Source organism: Curtobacterium sp. MWU13-2055 (assembly GCF_023242305.1).
In the GTDB taxonomy this organism is placed as follows: domain Bacteria; phylum Actinomycetota; class Actinomycetes; order Actinomycetales; family Microbacteriaceae; genus Curtobacterium.
The window spans coordinates 266,535-284,298 of record NZ_JALLIO010000002.1 but is presented as its reverse complement, the minus strand read 5'-3'; the positions used below and the strand labels follow the sequence as shown (position 1 = coordinate 284,298).

Genomic DNA, 17,764 nt, shown 5'->3' with positions numbered 1-17,764 from the left:
CGTGGTGGCGCGGTCAGCTGCGGGGTGCGCGCGAGAAGAAGAGGGTGATCGCGCCGAGGGCGATGGACGCGACGATCAGCACCCAGGCGAGCACGGGGATCAAGCCGTCCCACGGTGTGAACAGGAGCACGATGCCGATCACCAGCACGACGGCGGCGGCGATCAGCACGAGGCGGTGCGGTCTTGCCGGGTGGGTTCTGGTCACAGGTGCACCGTACGCGTCGGGACTGCGGACGGGCGCAGTCGCGCGCCGCTAGCCTGGCCGCAGTGACACGTTCTCCCGCTCTGTGACGCAGAGCCCATCCAGCGACACCGGTTCGCTCCTCGGACGAGGGGTGGTGATCTCGTGCGCCCGGAACGGGGACTCCCGACGGAGTTCCCCAGCACCCCGGCGCCCTGTCGAGACCACTCCAGAGAGACCGTTCGTCCATGTCATCGTCTTCTTCTTCATCCTCTCCTTCTTCTCCCGCCGACCGCTCGGGGCTCCGCGCTTCGTGCGGTGACTGCTTCGCCCTCTGCTGCACCGCCTTCGGGTTCCAGCGGTCCAGCGACTTCCCGATCGACAAGCCCGCCGGCACCCCGTGCCGGAACCTGGCCGACGACTTCTCCTGCACGATCCACCAGGCCCTCCGTCCACGGGGCTTCACCGGGTGCACCACCTTCGACTGCTTCGGGGCTGGCCAGTACGTCTCGCAGGTCCTGTTCGACGGCACGAGCTGGGTCGAGGAGCCGGACTCGAAGCCCGAGATGTTCCAGGCCTTCGCCGTCGCCCGGCAGCTCCACGAGATGCTCTGGTACCTGGCCGAGGCGGTGTATCGCTCGACCGCTCTGGGGTCAGCGGATGCACCGACCGTGCTCCGGCTCCGCATCCAGCAGGTCCTCGACGGTGAGTTGGCCGGCGTCCTCGCGGTGGACGTCGAGTCGCTCCGGTCCGAGGTCCGTTCCGTCCTGATCGACGTCAGCGCGGAGGCCCGAGGTGGGTACCCCGCCGCCGGCGACTCGGCCGGTGACCTGCACCCGTCGGCTGACCTGGCCGGCCGCGACCTGCGATCTCGCGTCCTGGTCGGCGCCGATCTGCGCGGTGCGGTCCTGATCGCCGCGGACCTGCGGGGAGGCGACCTGTCTGGCGTGGACCTGCTCGGGGCGGACCTGCGCGATGCCCGGCTCGGGGGAGCGGACCTGTCGAACGCGCTGTTCCTCACCCAGCCGCAGGTGAACGCCGCCCAGGGTGACGCATCCACGGTGCTGCCCGACGACCTGGACCGCCCGTCACACTGGTCGCTCCGGTGATCCGGTGATCCGGGTCAGGGCAGGACGATGACCTTGCCGACGATCCTCCCGGCTGCGCCCTCGGCGTGCAGTGCGGGCAGATCGGCGAGCGGGATGCGCCGCGTGACCTCGACCGTCAGGGCCCCGGCGTCCACGAGCGCGACGAGCTCCGTCAGGCGTTCGCGGTTCGGCAGGACGAACACAGTCGCTGCACGAACGCCTCGCGACTCGTCACCCGGCGTGGCCATGAACGCCGTCGTGCTCACGACGACCCCGCCGTCACGGACCGCTGCGACGTCCGCCGCGAACTGCTCGGGCTCGATCGGCGCCAGGTTGAGCAGCACGTCGACCTGACCGTCGAGGGCGTCGAGCAGGTCGACGTCGGTGTGGTCGATGACCTGGTCGGCACCGGCCGCGCGCACGGCATCGGCACTGCGGGGGCTGGCGGTCGCGATGACGTGTGCTCCGGCGCGCTTGGCGAGCTGGACGGCGTACTTGCCGACGACCCCGCCGGCACCCACGACGAGCAGACGCTGCCCGGCGGTGAGCCGGCCGTCGTCGAACAGGGCCTGCCATGCCGTCAGCGCGACGGACGGCAGGGCGGCGGCATCGGCCAGTGGGATGCTCGTGGGTGCTGCCACGACGGCCTCAGCGGGTGCGACGACGGACTCGGCTGCCCCGCCGTCCCGGTCCATCGGCAGGAACGCGATGACCGCGTCGCCCACGGTCAACCCGGTCACCCCCTCGCCGATCGCGTCGACCGTGCCGGAGACGTCGTAGCCGGGGATGTGCGGCAGCTGGATCGGGATCGGCAGGAAGCCGGCCCGCATGCCGTTGTCCGCAGCGTTGTACGCGGAGGCCGCGACGCGGAGCCGCACCTGACCGGCTGCCGGGGTCGGCTGCTCGACCTCGCCGTACTGGAGGACCTCGGGCCCGCCGACTTCGTGGAACTGCACTGCCTTCATGATGCTGCCCTCTCGTAGTTGCTTCGAATTCGAAGCGCTTGTCGGAGACGTTAGCACTGCTTCGAACTCGAAGCAACAGGTAGGATGGCTGCATGAGCGACACCCCCACCGCACTGACCCCGACACAGCTCGGCGCCTACTTCGCGCTGACCGAGGTGAGTGCACTCCTGCGCCCCGCGGTCGAGAAGCAGCTCCGCGACGTCGGCGGGTTGAGCACCGTGCAGTTCCAGCTCCTGGCGCGCTTGGGTGACGCTCCGGAGGGGCACCTGCGCATGACGGACCTGGCCGACGGTGTCGTGTACAGCCGCAGCGGGCTGACCTACCAGGCGCAACTGCTCGAACAGCGCGGGCTCGTCACGAGGTCCCCGTCGCCGGACGACGAGCGCAGCACCGTCGTCGCGATCACCGACGCGGGGCGCGAGGTCCTTGCCGAGGTGTTCCCCGGCCACATCGGCACCGTGCACGGACTCCTGTTCGCACCGATCACGGACGACGACGCGACCGACCTCGGCCGGATCCTCGGACGCATCAGCGAACACCTGCGAGCGAACCCACCGCGGTCGGCGTCGCGACGATCCGTGAAGGGGGCGTCCGCGTGACCGTCGGAGCGCGCGCTGCTCGGTGGATCATCGTCGGCTCGGTCGTCGTCGGACTGGCGCTCACCGTCTACGCGACGTCGTACTGGCTGTTCCCGACGTCGTTCCAACTCCAGGAGCGGTTGCCCGACGGATCGATCAACCCGCGCACGTGGGCCGACCTGCTCGTCTCGTACGTCCTCGCGCTCGGGTGCTTCGCGGTCGCCGGATGGGTGGGCGTGCAGCGGCTCCGCGCTCGCCGCCGCTGAGGCGTCAGCTGCGCGTGCGTGACCGTCGCCGCGACACGGTGTCGACGACAAGTGTGGCGACCCCGAGCGCGATCCCGATCAGGCCGAGCAGGTAACCGAACAGCATCAGGATGCCGCCGCCGATGTTCGCACCGCCCCCGGTGTCGTTCGCGAGCGACCACCCACCGATCCCGACCGACAGGAAGGCGCCCAACAGGAACACCGTGCACATCACGTGCAGGACCCTCGTGCTCTGGGAGGTCATGGCGGCTCGCTTCCGTGGGTGGACCGGTACCGGATGGTAGCGCGACCTGCGAGGGTGGAGCGATGACCCTCGAGATGCTCTGGGAACGTGCCGATCCCGCCCAGGTGCTGCGGAGCCGCTTCGGGTTCACGGACGTCGCCGCTGCCGAGGACTGGGTCATCCGGACGCTCGACCGGTGGTGGAACGTGCACGTCGTCGTGTGCGAGCGCATCGTGATGAGTGACCACAACGCGCTCGCCTGGGTGTCGACCGCTGACGGCCGGATGCTCCTGAAGTGGTCCATCGCACCGGAGGGGTTCGAGCGCTTGGCGTTCGCGGCGGACCTCACGACGTGGCTCGCGGAGCGCGGCCTGCCCGTTTCCGCCCCGGTGCCGACGCCCGACGGACGGGTGCAGGTCGAGGACGACGGGGTCTCGATGGGGCTCCAGCGCGTCATCGACGGAACACTGCTGGACGTCCGTGAACCGGCAGAGGTCCGCGCCGCCGGTGCGACGCTCGCCCGCTTCCACGACGCCCTGCGCGACAGCCCCGATCGGGCGCGCGCGGCCGGTGTACGCCCGCCGCCGACCCCGCTCGTGCAGCAGGTCGAGGACTGGCTCGACGGTGCGACGACGCACGTGCCGGACCGTGCCCGGGTGGCGCTGCGACGGTTGCTGACGGCCGCGCCGTCCGACGACCTGCCGGTCCAGATCGTGCACGGGGACTACCGGGCGGCGAACGTCCTGTGCGCTGACGCGGACGTTGTCGCCGTCATCGACTTCGAGGACCTGCGCCGCGACCACCGCATCGTCGAACTGGCGCGGTCGGCCGTCCTGCTCGGGACGCTCTTCCACGACTGGGGCCCGGTCCCCGCGGCGGTCCACCGGCAGCTGCTCGGCGGCTACCGCTCGGTGAGCGCGCTCACTGCCGACGAGCTCGCGTGGTGGGACGTCCTGGTGCTCTGGAACACGATGCTGTTCATCCCGCCGGGGGACGACCCCACCGGGTGGGGTGCTGCTGCCGAGGCGCTCGCCGGTTAGCGGCCGAAGCGCTTCGCCGACCGGGCGACGGCCACGAGCGCGGCGACCCCGAGTGCGATCCCGGCGATACCGACGACCATGCCGCCCCTGTACATGAAACCCGCGGCGAAGTTCACGCCGGTGCCGTCCGGGGTGAGGGTCGTCCAGACCGAACCACCGGCTGTGAGCAGGAAGCCCAGACCGAGGAAGACGACCGCGAGGGTGACGATCGAGCGGATGGCGTGCATGGTCCGAACCTACCGAACCCGAACCGGTGGCAGAGTGGCGTGATGGGGAGCATCCGGAACATCGCGGTCGGGCTGCCGGTCAAGGACGGCCACGTGCTGCTGTCCGAGTCGTTCGACGGCGTGCGGGACCTCCGCTTCCACCGTGCCGTCGGCGGCGGCATCGAGTTCGGCGAGACCGCGGTCCAGGCGCTCCGCCGGGAGTTCCGCGAGGAGCTCGACGTCGCCCTCGACGACGTCCGGCTGCTCGGTGTCCTCGAGAACCTGTTCGAGTACGAGGGGCAGCCCGGACACGAGTACGTCCACGTGTTCGCCGTCCGGTCGGCAGAGCTGGACGCGGTGCCGCTCGACGCTGAACTCGTGGTGCTGGACGAGGGCAGCCCGGTGCGCTGGGCGCCCGTCGACACGGACGTCCCGGTGTTCCCGGACGGCGTGCTCGAACTGCTCGCAGGCACCGTCCCGGCGACGCAAGGTGACCACTCGACCCGCTGACGTCACGATCCCGTCACGACGGGCACTTTCCCAGCGGACACGGCGGTGTTCCGCGGCGAAGTCCCGGCGACCGCCCGAGAACGGCTGGGACGCTCCCGAACTACCGCGCCAGATCGGTGCGGTGATGCACCACGGGGGATCCAGAGCGATGACGATGAGACGTGCAGGTGGAGCCGCGCTCGGCTTCGTGGGCGGCAGTGTGCTCGCCGGGTTGATGATCGGGGTCGGCGTGACGCCGATGATCGCGGTCGCCGGGGTGAGCACGACGTCGGCGATCGGGGTGTTCGAATCGCTGCCGGAGCACATCGAGATCGGGGATCTGCCGCAGCGCAACCAGGTCTGGGCCTACCGCGGTGGCGAACCGGTGCACCTGGCGAACGTGTGGGCGCAGGACCGGCAGGAGCTGTCGTTCGACCAGATCAGCGACCAGCTGAAGCACGCCGCGGTCGACGGTGAGGACAAGCGGTTCTACGAGACCGGTGGTGTGGACGCGACGTCGATGGTCCGCTCCCTGGTGAGCGTCGCCGCGTCGCAGGGCGAGGGCGGTTCGGGTGGCTCGACGCTCACGATGCAGCTCGTCCGCAACATCAAGATCCAGCGGGCGAGCGAGCTGCCGACGCTCGAGGAGCAGAAGGCCGGGTACAAGGAGGCGACGAAGCGGTCGCCGCAGCGGAAGCTCGCCGAGATGAAGCTCGCGATCGGCCTGGCGAAGAAGTACACCAAGGAGCAGATCCTGACGGCGTACGTGAACATCGCGTACTTCGGCGACCAGACCTACGGCGTGCAGTCGGCCGCGCAGCACTACTACGGCAAGTCCGCCACCGACCTGACCCCGGCCGAGGCGGCATCGCTCATCGCGATCGTGCAGTGGCCGGAGCGCCGCGACCTGTCCACGCCGGACCACTACCGCGACAACGCCGCCCGTCGGAACGTCATCCTCCGTTCGATGCACGAGCAGGGGCATCTGACGACCGACGAGTACCGCACGGCACGGCTGTCGCGGCTGGCCGATTACGTACGCATCACCGCGCCGCAGCAGGGGTGCGAGGCCGTCGAGACCGGGGCGGAGTTCTTCTGCGACTACGCCAAGCGCGTCGCCGCACGTCTGCCGCAGCTCGGCGCGACGAAGCAGCAGCGCGCCGATGCCTGGCGCACGGGTGGGTACCGCATCCAGACGACGCTCGACCTCGACCTGAACGCGAAGCAGAAGGAACTGCTCGACCGGTACGACCCGAAGACCGAGACGCGTCTCGCGTTGGGCGCGACGCTGAACACCGTCGAGGCGGGCACCGGCCGGGTGCTCACGATGGCGCAGAACACCGACTACGACCGGTCGGAGCAGGCGCCACCGACCGCGACGTCCCTGAACTACGCCGTCGACCAGGCCGACGGCGACGCGACGGGCTTCCAGACCGGCTCGACCTACAAGATGTTCACCCTGCTGGCGTGGCTCGAAGCCGGCCGCAGCCCGGACACGGTCGTGAACGGCACCCCGCACCCGCAGAGCACGTGGACGGCGTGCGGCGAGCAGACGACGGCCTTCTGGCAGCCGAAGAACGACTCGCCCGGCCAGAAGGGGCCGTACTCGGTCCGCTCGGCCACGGCCCAGTCCGTGAACGCCGCCTACCAGTCGATGGCGGCGCAGCTCGACCTGTGCGACATCCGGGACGTCGCGAAGCGCCTCGGTGTGCACCTGGCCGCCGGCGGCGAGCTGCCGTGGAACCCCGCGTCGCTGCTCGGTACCGAGAGCATCGCGCCGCTGACGATGGCGGCGGCGTACGCGGGCGTCGCGAACGGTGGTCGGTACTGCGCGCCGGTCGTCATCGACCAGGTGACCGCACCGGACGGCACGGAGCTCGGCGGGCAGCCGCGCACCTGCTCGCAGGTCGTCTCGCCGCAGACTGCGGCGACGGCGTTCGAGGTCATGCAGGGCGCGTTCCGAGGCGGCACGGCGAGCGGCGGCCAGACCCCGGACGGCGCGACGCTCTTCGGCAAGACCGGGACGGCCGACGCAGCCGACCAGGTCTGGCTGATCGGCGGGACGTCACGCGCGGTCACCGCCTACTGGCAGGGCAACACCGACGGCGGGAAGCACAACCTGCGGTACTACTCGAACGGACAGGGCGGCACCTACGCGGGATCCCGCGCTGCGGTCTGGCGCGATGCGCAGACCGCGGTCAACGCCGCCGTGCCGGTGGGCTGACGACACCAGCGGGTCACGTGCCCGAGACGCGACAGCAAATGGACGGGAGGCCCGTTGCCAGCTGGCAACGGGCCTCCCGTCTGCTCGTCGGTTGCGTCCTAGGACAGCTTCTTGCTGTCCGCGAGCCAGCCCGCGAGCTCCTTCATGTACTGGGCCTGCGAGGCGTAGTCGAGCGCCGGGAAGGTGAAGCTGTGCACCTGGCCGGCTTCGAGCGCCGCGTTGTCGGCGAAGGTCGGCTGCTTCTCGAGGTCCGCGACCTGGTAGCCCTGCTGCGACAGCAGCAGCACGTCGGCCTTGATCTGGCCCGCGTTCTCCCACGAGTAGATGCCCCAGTAGAAGCCCTTCGGCTTCGGGTTCACGAAGTCGACGCCGAACGACGAGTACATCTGCAGCAGCGGCTCGTCGGTCGGGCGGGTGACGTAGGCGCCGTCGCCGTCGGCGTACATGGAGACGACCGACAGGTCCTGCTCCTTCGCGACCTTCTCGAGCTCGTCGCCGGCGGTGTCGAAGCGCTTCTCGGCGGCCTCGATCGTCGACTCCTTCGCGCCGAGCGACTCGCTCAGGTCGGCGATCTTCTCGATGACGTCCTCGCCCTTGCCGCCCCACTTGACCTGGACGACGGGCGCGATGGCCTCGATCTGCTTCTCCTGCTCGTTGTCCTTGAAGCCGTACCCGGGCTGCGTGTCGTCGAGCGTGCCCTTCTCGTCCTTCGGGTAGACCGAGGTCACGACGAGGTCGGGCTTCAGCGCAGCGAGCTTCTCGAGGTCGATGTCGCCGTACGCGGTACCGAGCTGCGTGATGCCGTCGGTGTCCAGGTCGTCGAACCGGGCGTCCTTCGCCATGGTCAGCTGGCCGAAGGTGCCGACCGGCTTCAGGCCGTACTCGATGAACGAGATCGCGATGTCGTTCAGCACGACGACGCGCTTCGGCGTGTGGTCGACCTTGACGGTCGTGCCGGTGGCGTCCTCGTAGGACCATGCCTTCGACGCCGCGGTGTCACCGTCGGAGTCGTTCGAGTCGGCGCTCGAGCAGCCGGCGAGGAGGAGGGCCGAGACGGCCACGGAGGTCAGGAGGGTGGCTCGGAGGGAGCCGCGTCGGGAGAGCTTCACGTTAGGAGAGGCTAACCTAAGTCAGCCGCGGTCGCCAGCACGGCGTCGTGTTCGCGGAGCAGCGACGGGTCGTGCTCGTCCGCCTCGGGCACGATCATCGGAGCGCCCGTCACGGGATCCGGGAACACCCGGGCGTGCAGCCCGAACGCCCGTTCGAGCAGCGCCGGGGTCAGGACGTCGTGCGGTGCGCCGTCGGCGGCCACGCCGCCCTCGTGCAGGACGACGAGCCGGTCGGAGAACCGGGCCGCGAGTGACAGGTCGTGCAGCACCATGACGATGGTGGAACCCTGTTCGCGGTTGAGTCGGCGGACCAGCCGCAGGACCTCGAGCTGGTGCGCGAGGTCGAGGTAGGTCGTCGGTTCGTCGAGCAGCAACGTGTCGGCCTGCTGCGCGACCACCAGGGCGATCCACGCGCGTTGGCGCTGCCCACCGGACAGGCTCGCGACGTCGCGGTGCGCGACCTCGGTCAGGCCGGTCGCCGCGATGGCCTGCTCGGCGACGTCGGCGTCGTCCGCGGTCCACGGCTTCGCCCAGGACTGGTGCGGATTACGGCCGCGCATCACGAGGTCGAGCACGCTGGTGCCGGCGGGCGCGACGGGGGACTGCGGCAGGATCGCGAGCTTCCGCGCGACCTGGCGGTTCGGCTCCTTGCGGATCGGGGCGCCGTCGAGCAGGACCTCGCCGGACTGCGGCTTCAGCACGCGGCCGAACGCCTTGAGCAGCGTGGACTTGCCGCAGCCGTTCGCACCGAGGAACGTCGTGACGGTGCCGCGCTCGATCCGCAGGTCCAGGTCGGTCAGCACCGGGTGCCGGTCGTAGCCGACGGACAGGCCGCGGGCCTCGAGGACCGCGGTGGACGGCGGGGTGGACGGGGGTGTCGTCATCGGGACATCTCCTTGCGGTGACGGATGAGGAGCCAGATCAGGTAGGGGGCGCCGATCACGGTCGTGATGATGCCGACGGGCACCTGCCACGGGAACGCCGATCGGGACAGCAGGTCCGCGGCCAGGACCAGCGCGGCGCCGAGCAGACCGGCGAGCAGCAGCGGGGGCCGGTTGGTTCCCGCCAGCCGGAGTCCGACCTGCGGGACCACGAACGCGACGAAGCCCACCGGGCCGGCGGCGGCGACGGCAGCGGCGGTGAGCACCACCGCCAACGCGATCACGAGCAGGCGGTGCCGCTGCACGGCCAGACCGACGCCGGTTGCGACCTCGTCACCGAGCTGCCCGATGCCGAGTGCCGCACTCGTCGCGAGTGCGATCGGCACCGCGACCGCGGCGACGATCAACAGCGGCCAGACGCTCGACCACGAGGTGCTCGACAGGCTGCCGACGAGCCACTGCGACGCGGCGGTGGCGACGGTGATCTTCGCGCGGACGAGCAGGTAACTCGTCACGGCGTCGAGGGTCGCGCTCACACCGATGCCGACCAGGATGAGCCGGTAGCTCTGCACCCCACCGCGCCAACCGAGCCCGTACACGACGGCGGCGGCGACGAGCGCACCGATCGTCGCGGCCACCGGGATCCCGCCGCTGAGCACGATCGAGGACACCGAGTACGTGCCCCCGCCGAGCACGATGGCCGCCACGGCGCCGACGCTCGCGCCCGACGTCACGCCGATGATGTCCGGGGTGCCCAGGGGGTTCCGCGTGAAGGTCTGGGTCAGCGCACCGGCGATGCCGAGGGTCAGTCCGACGAGCGCGCCGGTGAGGACACGGGGCAGCCGGAGTGTGGTGATGATGAAGCCGTCCGGGCCGGTCTCGAGCCCGACCAGGGAGCGGAGCACGATGCCCGGGGCGATCCAGGTCGAACCGACCGCGACACCGAGGACGACGAGCACCAGGACCAGACCGAGCGAGGCCACCGTGTACCAGAACACCCGCGGGCGCCAGGCGAGGCCGATCGGACCGATGCGGACCCCGGAACGGCCGGGCGCGCGGACCGCTGCGCCCGTCACAGGGACACCAGCGATCGGCGACGGGCGACGGCGACGAACACGGGGCCGCCGATGACGGCCAGGACGATGCCGACCTCGACCTCCGAGAACCCGCCGATGAGCCGCCCCACGACGTCGGCGAGCAGCACGAGCGCCGCTCCGACGAGCCCGGAGACCGGCAGGGTCCACCGGTGCCCGGTGCCGACGAGGGCTCGGGCGACGTGCGGCACGGTCAGGCCGACGAAGCCGATCGGCCCGGCGGCGGCGGTCGCACCGGCTGCGAGCAACGTGATGGCCCCGAGCCCGACGAGCCGCGCGACGAGCACGTTCTCGCCCAGGCCCTTGGCCAGGTCCGAGCCGAGCCCGAGCGCATCGAGTGCCCGGACGTTCAGGATCGCGAGCACCAGCCCGGCGACCAGGAACGGCCACACCGCGCCGAGGATGTCGAGCTGCCGTGCGGCGAGGGAACCGACGACCCACAGCCGGTACGCGTCGAGCGAGTCCTGGTCGGTCAGGACGACGAACGAGGTCAGCGCGCCCAACAGGGCCGAGACGGCGGCGCCCGCGAGGGCGAGGGGCACCGGGCTCGCCGTCCCGCTGCCCGCGATCGTCACCGAGAACACCACGACGCTCGCGACCAGTGCGCCGCCGAGGGCGAACCACACCGTCGCGCCGGTGCTCGTGACCCCGAACACGTAGACGCCGAGGACGACCGCGAGCCCGGCACCCGACGAGACCCCGAACAGTCCGGGGTCGGCGAGCGGGTTGCGCGTGTGTCCCTGCATCAGGAGCCCCGCGATCCCCAGGGCCGCACCGACCGCGGCACCGATGAGCGTGCGCGGGACCCGGGAGCCCCAGACGATCGCCTCGTCGGTGGTCGACCCGGTCCGGAAGAGGCCGTCGAGCACCCGGTCGACGCCGATCCGGTTGCTGCCGAGGAGCATGCTCGCGACCGCCACCAGGACCAGCACGACGACCAGTGCGGCGATCACCAGGACGCGGCGACGGACGGCGGTGCGGTGGACACCGAGGGCTGCTGACGCATCGGCGGTGCGGGCCTCCGAGACGGAAGCCAGGGCAGGGGAGGGGGCTGGCACGGAGAACATCTTAGGTTAGCCTTGCCTCATGGCGAAGACTCCGCGGCTCCTGCCCGAGAATCCCCGGCTCTTCCGTGCCCGGGTCCTGCGGACCGAGCGCACGACGCCGTCGATGCAGCGTGTCACCGTCACCGGCGACGACCTGCACGAGTTCCCGTTCCTCGGCTTCGACCACTGGTTCCGCCTGTTCACCGGGCGTCCGGACCAGGACGCGTTCCGGATGCCGGACCTCGACGGCAAGAAGTGGTGGCCGACGTTCCTGGGCATCCCCGAGGACGTCCGCCCGCACTGCGCGAACTACACCGTCGCCGCCTTCCGCCCGATGCCCGACGGCACCGCCGAGATGGACATCGACTTCGTCGTGCACACCGACGCCGACGGCGAGCCCGAGGGCCGTGCCGCGATCTGGGCCTGCGGCGCCCGCCCAGGCGACCAGCTGGCGATGCTCGACCAGGGCTGCATCTTCGACTGCCCGAACGACACCAGCGAGATCGTCATCGCGGCCGAGGAGACCGGCCTGCCCGGCGTGCTCGGCATCGCCGCATCGCTGCCCCGGAACGCCGTCGGACGCATCATCCAAGAGGTCCCCACCGCCGGCGACGTCCGCGAGATCGACGCACCGGCCGGGGTCGCGGTCACGTGGATCGTCCGCGACGAGGTCGACCACCACGCCGTCCCGGGCCGCGCCGCGCTCGCCGAACTGCAGCGGCACGTGCCCGTCGACGACCGCGGGTACGCCTTCGTGGTCGGCGAGTCGACCCTCGCCACCGAGGGCCGCCGGCACCTGCACCGTGCGGGTCTGCCGAAGGCGCGCATCACGTTCTCCGGCTTCTGGAAGCACGAGGCCAAGGAGTCCGTCTCCGCCTGAGCGGTGCCCGTTCCTTCCCATGACGCGTGCGATGCCTGGTGCTTCCGGGCGTACCGTCACGAAACTTCTCACCAGGTACGCCCGTTTCCGCCAGGTACGCCCGGAACGCGACCACCACGACGGACGGGAGGCCCGGTGCCAGCTGGCACCGGGCCTCCCGTCCGTCGTGGGGTGGCGTCAGCCCTTGAGGCCGGAACCCGTCACGCCCTCCACGATCTGCCGCTGGAAGATCAGGTAGAGGATGATCAGCGGCAACGCCGCCAGGATCGCTCCGGCCTGGATGTCCGCGTAGCGCTGACCGAAGCTGCCCTGGACCGTGGCGAGCCCGACCGGGATCGTCATGAGGTCCGGGTTCGACAGCACGAACAGCGGCAGCAGCAGGTTGTTCCAGACACCGACGAAGGTCAGGATCGTCACCGCGGCGATCACCGGACGCGACAGCGGCAGGATGACCGACCAGTAGATCTTCCAGATGTTGGCACCGTCGATGCGTGCCGCTTCCTCCAGCTCCTTCGGGATCCCGTCGAAGAACTGCTTGAAGATGAACACCGCGATCACGGCGGGCACCTGCGGGAAGATGACCGACCAGTAGGTGTTCAGCAGGCCGACGGCGTTGAGCTCCTGGAAGATCGGGATGATCAGGACCTGCGTCGGGATCATGATGCCGAGGATGATGAGCAGGAACGCGATGTTCCGACCGCGGAACACCAGGCGGGACAGCGCGAACGCCGCCATCGAGGCGAACATGACCGTCAGGACGGCCGTGATCACGCTCGTGATGGCGCTGGCGAGGTACCAGTTCCAGATGTCACCGGCCTGGAACAGTGCCGCGTAGGAGTGCAGCGTCGGGTTCCAGTTCGACAGGATCGAGTTCGCGCCGAGGGCGGCGACGCCGTTGTCGGACAGCGACGTCTTCAGGGCGAACAGGCTGGGGATGAGCCAGATGATCGCGAAGACGATCAGGATGATCCCGGCGACCAGGTTGAAGCCCTTGCCGGAGACGCCGATCTTGGCGGCGTTCGCGGGGGCGGCGGCCGAGACGCCGGTGCGGAGCTTGGCGCGGCCGGTGGTGATGCTCTCGGTGGCGGTCATGTCAGGCCCCGATCTCTCGCTTGGCGGCAGCGCGCTCGACGAGCTGCCGGATGACCGCGATCGCGACGATCACGATGAACAGGAGCACCGACGCTGCCGAGGCGGCACCGAGTCGGTTGTCGGTGAAGCCGACGCCCGTGATGAGCTGCAGCGAGACCTGGGTGGAGATGCCCGGTCCGCCGTTCGTCATCAGGTACACCTGGTCGAAGATCTTCAGGCTCGCGATGATCTGCAACAGGATGACCAGCGTCGTGGTGCGGCCGAGCAGCGGCAGCGTGATCGACTTGATCTGCTGCCAGTTCGACGCACCGTCGACGGCGGCCGCTTCGTACAGTTCGCGCGGGATCTCCTGCAGGCCGGCCAGGTAGAGCACGAAGTTGAAGCCGAGGGTCCACCAGACGGTGGCGATCGCGACACCGATCATCGCGGTGTTCGGGCTGGACAGCATGCCGGAGCCCGGGGTGAGGCCGATCGCCGACTGCATGCTCGCCCACAGGCCGGTCGCCGGCGTGAAGATGAACACCCAGATGAGCGAGATCGTCGCCGACGGCAGGATGAACGGCAGGAAGAACGCCAGTCGGAAGAACCACTGGCCGCGGTTCATCCGGTTCGTCAGCACGGCGAAGACGAACGCCAGGATGACGAGCGGCGGCGTCGTGTACAGCGTGAACTGCAGCGTGTGCCAGAGCGACGACCAGAAGTCGGAGCGTCCGAGCATCTCGGCGTAGTTCGCGAACCCGGCGAAGCTGCCGAGGCCCGTGCGGACGGTCGAGGTGTTGAAGAAGCTCGAGACGATCATCCAGACCGTCGGGCCGAGCAGGAAGGCCGCGTAGAACAGGCCGAACGGGGCGAGGAAGAGCCAGCCGCTGCGGCCCTGGCCACGGGTGAGGCTGGTGCCGTAGGTGCGGTTCCGGCGCGGACGCGACGCGGTGGCCGCGTCCGTGGGCCGGTCGAGGACAGGTGCTGTGGTCACGTCATCGTGCCTTTCGCGCGGTGTTCACGGCGATCGCGTGGGTCGTGTGCCCGGAGCGTACGAGCCGGGCGGTCGTGTGCCCGGTCACAGCGGGCTCGGGGTGTTCAGGTAGGTCGCGAGCTGCGACTTGATGGCACTGAGCGCCTGTGCGGGCGACGAGCTGCCCTGCTGCACGAGTGCCAGCTGGGCGCCGACGGTGCCCTCGAAGGTCGAGCCGGAGCCGCCGTACCAGGCGGGGTCGTCGAACACGGCGGTCTCGGCTGCGGCCGCGTAGTTCGACTGGGGCTTGAGCTCCTTGTAGGCGCTGCTGTCGAAGGTCGGGATGTAGGCGGGGACGTGCCCACCCTCGGCCCAGGTCAGGCTCTGCTCGAGCATCTGCTTGATGAAGAGCATGTGCTGCTTGCGCTGCTCCGGCGTGCGGTCCTTCTTCGGCAGCACGAAGGTGTGCGAGTCCGCCTGCGTCGCGGGCTTGTCGTAGAGCTGCGGGATCGGGGCCATGCCGAACTTCAGTCCCTTGATGGACTGCGCCGTGCTGATCTCCCACTCGCCCTGCATGAAGAAGCCGGCCTTGCCGTCGAACATCAGGGACTGTGCCGTGGCGTAGTCGAGCGCCTTGTTCATCCAACCCTGCTTGACCCACTTCTGGGTGCGGCTGGTGACCTCGTTGTAGGCGTCCTCGTTGACGGTGAGCTTCGCGCCGCCGTCGCTGATGAACGGGGTCGCGTCGTTGATCTGGTTGTACATCGTCCAGAAGAAGCGCCACGGGGTGGCGGTCTCCGGCACGACGTTGGCGACGTTGAGCGCGGTGCCGCCGGTGACCTTCGCGACCGCGGCGAGGGCACTCTCGAACGTGTCCATGCCGGACAGGTCCTTGAGGTTGCCGTCGCTGTCGAGCAGGCCCGCCTTCTTGCACACATCAACGTTGTAGAAGAGCACGAAGGGGTGGGTGTCGAGCGGGATGGCGATGTTGTTGCCGTCGGTCTTCTGCGCCGTCCAGGCCTTCTGGTTGAAGTCGGCGGCGCTGAGGCCGACGCTCGCCAGGTCCTCGGACGTGATCGGGTCGAGCAGGTCGCCGTCCCACAGTGGCTTCGCGCGGGTCAGGTGGGCGACCGCGACGTCCGGCGGCTTGTTCCCGACGGTGGCCAGTGTCAGCTTCGAGTAGTACGGGTTGCCCCACGCGAACGTGGTGGCCTGCAGTGAGCTCGATCCGCCGTGCTGCTTCGCGTAGCCGTCCTCCATCGCCTGCATGCGGAGGCCGTCACCGCCGCCGAAGAGGTTCCAGAAGACGAGCGTCTCGGGGTTGAGTGCACTGCCGGCCAGGCCGGCTGCGATCGGGCTCGAGCACGCGGCGAGCGGCAGGACCGTCGCGGCGGCCGCTCCTGCGGCGAGGAAGCCGCGGCGCGAGAGGCGCGACGCGGGTGTTGCTGGGCGGTTCGGCATGGCATCACTCCATCGGGATGGGCCGGGCTCGGGAGCAGGGTCGGTGCTCCCGCCGGAGCATCGCTGCTCCGTTCGCGGAACACTGCTGCTCCGTGCACGAGAGCCGTGGGTCGGTGCTCCGTGAGCGCTCACATTAGCGCTCGCGAAGATCATCCGCCACCCCTTTCGCGTCGCCGTGGAACCCGGTAGCGTTTCAGTCAGGTGAGCGCTCACTTTCGTGACGGTCCGCTTCGCTACCCCTGGCACCGGACCGAGCACGCGCACCGCACGACCCGCAGTACCCGCTCTCGCACGATCGAAGGAGATCCATGCCCCGCACACACCTCGTCCTCGACGCCGCGTTCACCGTGGGGCCGGTGCGACGTCGCCTGTTCGGCGGGTTCGTCGAGCACCTCGGCCGCCACGTCTACGACGGCATCCACGAGCCCGCGCACGAGACCGCCGACGAGCACGGCTTCCGGAAGGACGTCGTCGAGCTCGTCAAGGAACTCGGCGTCTCCGCCATCCGCTACCCCGGCGGCAACTTCGTCTCCGGCTACAAGTGGGAGGACGGCGTCGGCCCCGTCGAGCAGCGCCCGAAGCGCCTCGACCTGGCCTGGCACTCGACCGAGACCAACGAGGTCGGCCTGCACGAGTTCCAGCACTGGCTCGACCAGGTCGGTTCGGAGCTCATGCTCGCCGTGAACCTCGGCACACGCGGCACCGCCGAGGCGATCGAGCTGCTCGAGTACGCGAACATCGACGCCGGCACCGCACTGTCCGAGTACCGCAAGTCCAACGGCCGCCAGGAGCCCTTCGCCATCAAGATGTGGTGCCTCGGCAACGAGATGGACGGCCCGTGGCAGCTCGGCCACAAGAACGCCGACGACTACGGCAAGCTCGCCGCCATGACCGCGAAGGCCATGCGCCAGATCCAGCCCGACCTGGAGCTGGTCGCCTGCGGTTCGTCCGGAGCGTCGATGCCGACGTTCGGCGAGTGGGAGCGCACCGTCCTCGAGCACACCTACGACGACGTGGACTACATCTCCGCGCACGCCTACTACGAAGAGGGAGACGACCTGCCGTCGTTCCTCGCCGCCGGCGTCAACATGGACCACTTCATCAAGACGGTGACCACCGCCGCCGACCACGTGCAGGCGCAGAAGAAGTCCGACAAGCGCATCGACATCTCGTTCGACGAGTGGAACGTCTGGTCGATCACGAAGTGGAACGAGCAGCAGAAGACCTTCGGGCCGCAGGACTGGCCGGTCGCCCCGCGCCTGCTCGAGGACGTCTACACCGTCGCCGACGCCGTCGTCGTGGGTGGACTGCTCATCTCGCTGCTCCGCCACGCGGACCGCGTCGCCTCGGCCTCGCTCGCGCAGCTCGTCAACGTCATCGGCCCGATCATGACCGAGCCCGGCGGCCCGGCCTGGCGCCAGACGACGTTCTTCCCGTTCTCGCTGACGTCGCGCCTGGCGAACGGTACGTCGCTGCAGGTCAAGGCCTCGGGTGACACCGTCGACGGCGGCAAGTACGGCGAGGTGCCGGTCGTGGACTCGGCCGCCACCGTGACCGAGGACGGCAAGGCGGCGGTCTTCCTGATCAACCGCCACCCGTCCGAGTCGACCACCGTCACGATCGACCTCGCGGGCCTGGCGGCCTCGGGCGACGTCCGTGCCGAGGGCGTCTGGGACGACGACATCCACGCCGTGAACGACCTTTCGTCCACCGAGCGCGTCGGGCTCCGCACGAACGAGACGGTCAGCCGCGACGGCGACACCATCACGATCGAGCTGCCGCCCGTGTCCTGGACCGCCGTGTCGATCGGCTGAGACGCCTCGGCGTGCGCTGCGGCGGGCGTCGAGTGAGCACAGAGGACGTCGGGCGCTCGCGCCCGACGTCCTCTGCTCGTTCGTGCGGGGCGCGGGGCGCCGGCCGCGAGTTCACGGGCTGGGCGACAGTTCACGGGGTGCGGCGCGCGTGAGGTGTCGCTGGGCACGAAACGTG

Annotated in this window: 19 protein-coding genes; 8 read left to right on the top strand and 11 right to left on the bottom strand. The window is 69.9% G+C overall.

The genetic code is table 11. The features are described 5' to 3' along the window. Positions 1 to 13: 13 nt before the first annotated feature. Positions 14 to 205: a hypothetical protein gene (locus M4960_RS06050; RefSeq protein ID WP_146249808.1), complete on the bottom strand. Its 192-nt coding sequence runs from the start codon at positions 203 to 205 to the stop codon at positions 14 to 16. 224 nt (positions 206 to 429) lie between these two features. Between M4960_RS06050 and M4960_RS06045 the strand changes: the two genes are divergently transcribed. Continuing rightward, positions 430 to 1,290 carry a pentapeptide repeat-containing protein gene (locus tag M4960_RS06045; RefSeq protein ID WP_248703739.1) on the top strand — a complete coding sequence of 287 codons (861 nt, stop codon included), beginning with the start codon at positions 430 to 432 and terminating at the stop codon, positions 1,288 to 1,290. A gap of 14 nt (positions 1,291 to 1,304) precedes the next feature. On the opposite strand, the gene M4960_RS06040 is transcribed toward M4960_RS06045, so the two are convergent. Beyond that, positions 1,305 to 2,234 (bottom strand): NADP-dependent oxidoreductase, encoded by a 930-nt coding sequence (locus M4960_RS06040; protein ID WP_248703738.1) that lies wholly within the window; start codon positions 2,232 to 2,234, stop codon positions 1,305 to 1,307. Positions 2,235 to 2,326: 92 nt separating this feature from the next. On the opposite strand from M4960_RS06040, the gene M4960_RS06035 reads away from it, so the two are divergent. Both M4960_RS06035 and M4960_RS06030 read left to right on the top strand, forming a co-directional pair. Next, positions 2,327 to 2,833, top strand: coding sequence for a MarR family winged helix-turn-helix transcriptional regulator (locus tag M4960_RS06035; protein WP_131880603.1), 507 nt, complete (start codon positions 2,327 to 2,329; stop codon positions 2,831 to 2,833). Further along, positions 2,830 to 3,078 carry a hypothetical protein gene (locus tag M4960_RS06030; protein WP_123291903.1) on the top strand — a complete coding sequence of 83 codons (249 nt, stop codon included), beginning with the start codon at positions 2,830 to 2,832 and terminating at the stop codon, positions 3,076 to 3,078. Before M4960_RS06035 ends, M4960_RS06030 begins: the two co-directional genes overlap by 4 nt. Positions 3,079 to 3,082: 4 nt before the next feature. Here the strand turns inward: M4960_RS06030 and M4960_RS06025 are convergent, their stop codons facing one another. Next, positions 3,083 to 3,322: a hypothetical protein gene (locus tag M4960_RS06025; protein ID WP_123291904.1), complete on the bottom strand. Its 240-nt coding sequence runs from the start codon at positions 3,320 to 3,322 to the stop codon at positions 3,083 to 3,085. A 62-nt stretch (positions 3,323 to 3,384) separates the two neighbouring features. Here M4960_RS06025 and M4960_RS06020 point away from each other — a divergent pair, with 62 nt between their 5' ends. Beyond that, positions 3,385 to 4,341 (top strand): phosphotransferase, encoded by a 957-nt coding sequence (locus M4960_RS06020; protein ID WP_248703737.1) that lies wholly within the window; start codon positions 3,385 to 3,387, stop codon positions 4,339 to 4,341. Here the strand turns inward: M4960_RS06020 and M4960_RS06015 are convergent. After that, positions 4,338 to 4,568 carry a hypothetical protein gene (locus M4960_RS06015; protein WP_248703736.1) on the bottom strand — a complete coding sequence of 77 codons (231 nt, stop codon included), beginning with the start codon at positions 4,566 to 4,568 and terminating at the stop codon, positions 4,338 to 4,340. The two genes, M4960_RS06020 and M4960_RS06015, sit on opposite strands and share 4 nt — an antisense overlap. Positions 4,569 to 4,610: 42 nt before the next feature. Between M4960_RS06015 and M4960_RS06010 the strand changes: the two genes are divergently transcribed. Together M4960_RS06010 and M4960_RS06005 are read left to right on the top strand one after the other, a co-directional pair. Continuing rightward, on the top strand, positions 4,611 to 5,057 hold the full coding sequence (locus M4960_RS06010; RefSeq protein WP_248703735.1) for an NUDIX hydrolase: 447 nt from the start codon (positions 4,611 to 4,613) through the stop codon (positions 5,055 to 5,057). Between the two features lie 154 nt (positions 5,058 to 5,211). Beyond that, the gene (locus tag M4960_RS06005) at positions 5,212 to 7,260 is read left to right on the top strand and encodes a transglycosylase domain-containing protein (RefSeq protein WP_248703734.1); all 2,049 of its coding nucleotides are present in this window, start codon (positions 5,212 to 5,214) and stop codon (positions 7,258 to 7,260) included. Between the two features lie 98 nt (positions 7,261 to 7,358). Here M4960_RS06005 and M4960_RS06000 read toward each other — a convergent pair whose 3' ends face one another. Genes M4960_RS06000 through M4960_RS05985 form a run of 4 tightly spaced genes read right to left on the bottom strand, consistent with a single transcriptional unit; the run spans position 7,359 to position 11,402 of the window. Next, on the bottom strand, positions 7,359 to 8,369 hold the full coding sequence (locus M4960_RS06000) for an ABC transporter substrate-binding protein (RefSeq protein ID WP_248703733.1): 1,011 nt from the start codon (positions 8,367 to 8,369) through the stop codon (positions 7,359 to 7,361). 11 nt (positions 8,370 to 8,380) lie between these two features. Next, a complete protein-coding gene (locus M4960_RS05995; RefSeq protein ID WP_248703732.1) occupies positions 8,381 to 9,253 on the bottom strand; it encodes an ABC transporter ATP-binding protein in 873 nt (290 codons plus the stop codon). Next, the gene (locus M4960_RS05990; RefSeq protein WP_248703731.1) at positions 9,250 to 10,326 is read right to left on the bottom strand and encodes an iron chelate uptake ABC transporter family permease subunit; all 1,077 of its coding nucleotides are present in this window, start codon (positions 10,324 to 10,326) and stop codon (positions 9,250 to 9,252) included. Before M4960_RS05990 ends, M4960_RS05995 begins: the two co-directional genes overlap by 4 nt. Then, positions 10,323 to 11,402: an iron ABC transporter permease gene (locus M4960_RS05985; protein ID WP_248703730.1), complete on the bottom strand. Its 1,080-nt coding sequence runs from the start codon at positions 11,400 to 11,402 to the stop codon at positions 10,323 to 10,325. Before M4960_RS05985 ends, M4960_RS05990 begins: the two co-directional genes overlap by 4 nt. 28 nt (positions 11,403 to 11,430) lie before the next feature. Between M4960_RS05985 and M4960_RS05980 the strand changes: the two genes are divergently transcribed. Continuing rightward, positions 11,431 to 12,270 carry a siderophore-interacting protein gene (locus M4960_RS05980; RefSeq protein WP_248703729.1) on the top strand — a complete coding sequence of 280 codons (840 nt, stop codon included), beginning with the start codon at positions 11,431 to 11,433 and terminating at the stop codon, positions 12,268 to 12,270. A 177-nt stretch (positions 12,271 to 12,447) separates the two neighbouring features. Here M4960_RS05980 and M4960_RS05975 read toward each other — a convergent pair whose 3' ends face one another. The 3 genes from M4960_RS05975 to M4960_RS05965 all read right to left on the bottom strand — a co-directional run bounded on the left by M4960_RS05975 (position 12,448) and on the right by M4960_RS05965 (position 15,775). Beyond that, complete coding sequence (locus M4960_RS05975; protein WP_123938319.1) at positions 12,448 to 13,362, bottom strand: carbohydrate ABC transporter permease; 915 nt, start codon at positions 13,360 to 13,362, stop codon at positions 12,448 to 12,450. 1 nt (position 13,363) lies between these two features. After that, positions 13,364 to 14,335 carry a carbohydrate ABC transporter permease gene (locus tag M4960_RS05970; protein ID WP_111086244.1) on the bottom strand — a complete coding sequence of 324 codons (972 nt, stop codon included), beginning with the start codon at positions 14,333 to 14,335 and terminating at the stop codon, positions 13,364 to 13,366. An 84-nt stretch (positions 14,336 to 14,419) separates the two neighbouring features. After that, a complete protein-coding gene (locus tag M4960_RS05965; RefSeq protein ID WP_111086245.1) occupies positions 14,420 to 15,775 on the bottom strand; it encodes an extracellular solute-binding protein in 1,356 nt (451 codons plus the stop codon). A 308-nt stretch (positions 15,776 to 16,083) separates the two neighbouring features. Between M4960_RS05965 and M4960_RS05960 the strand changes: the two genes are divergently transcribed. Then, positions 16,084 to 17,589, top strand: a complete 1,506-nt coding sequence (locus M4960_RS05960; protein ID WP_248703728.1) for an alpha-N-arabinofuranosidase — start codon at positions 16,084 to 16,086, stop codon at positions 17,587 to 17,589. The last annotated feature ends 175 nt before the right edge of the window (positions 17,590 to 17,764 follow it).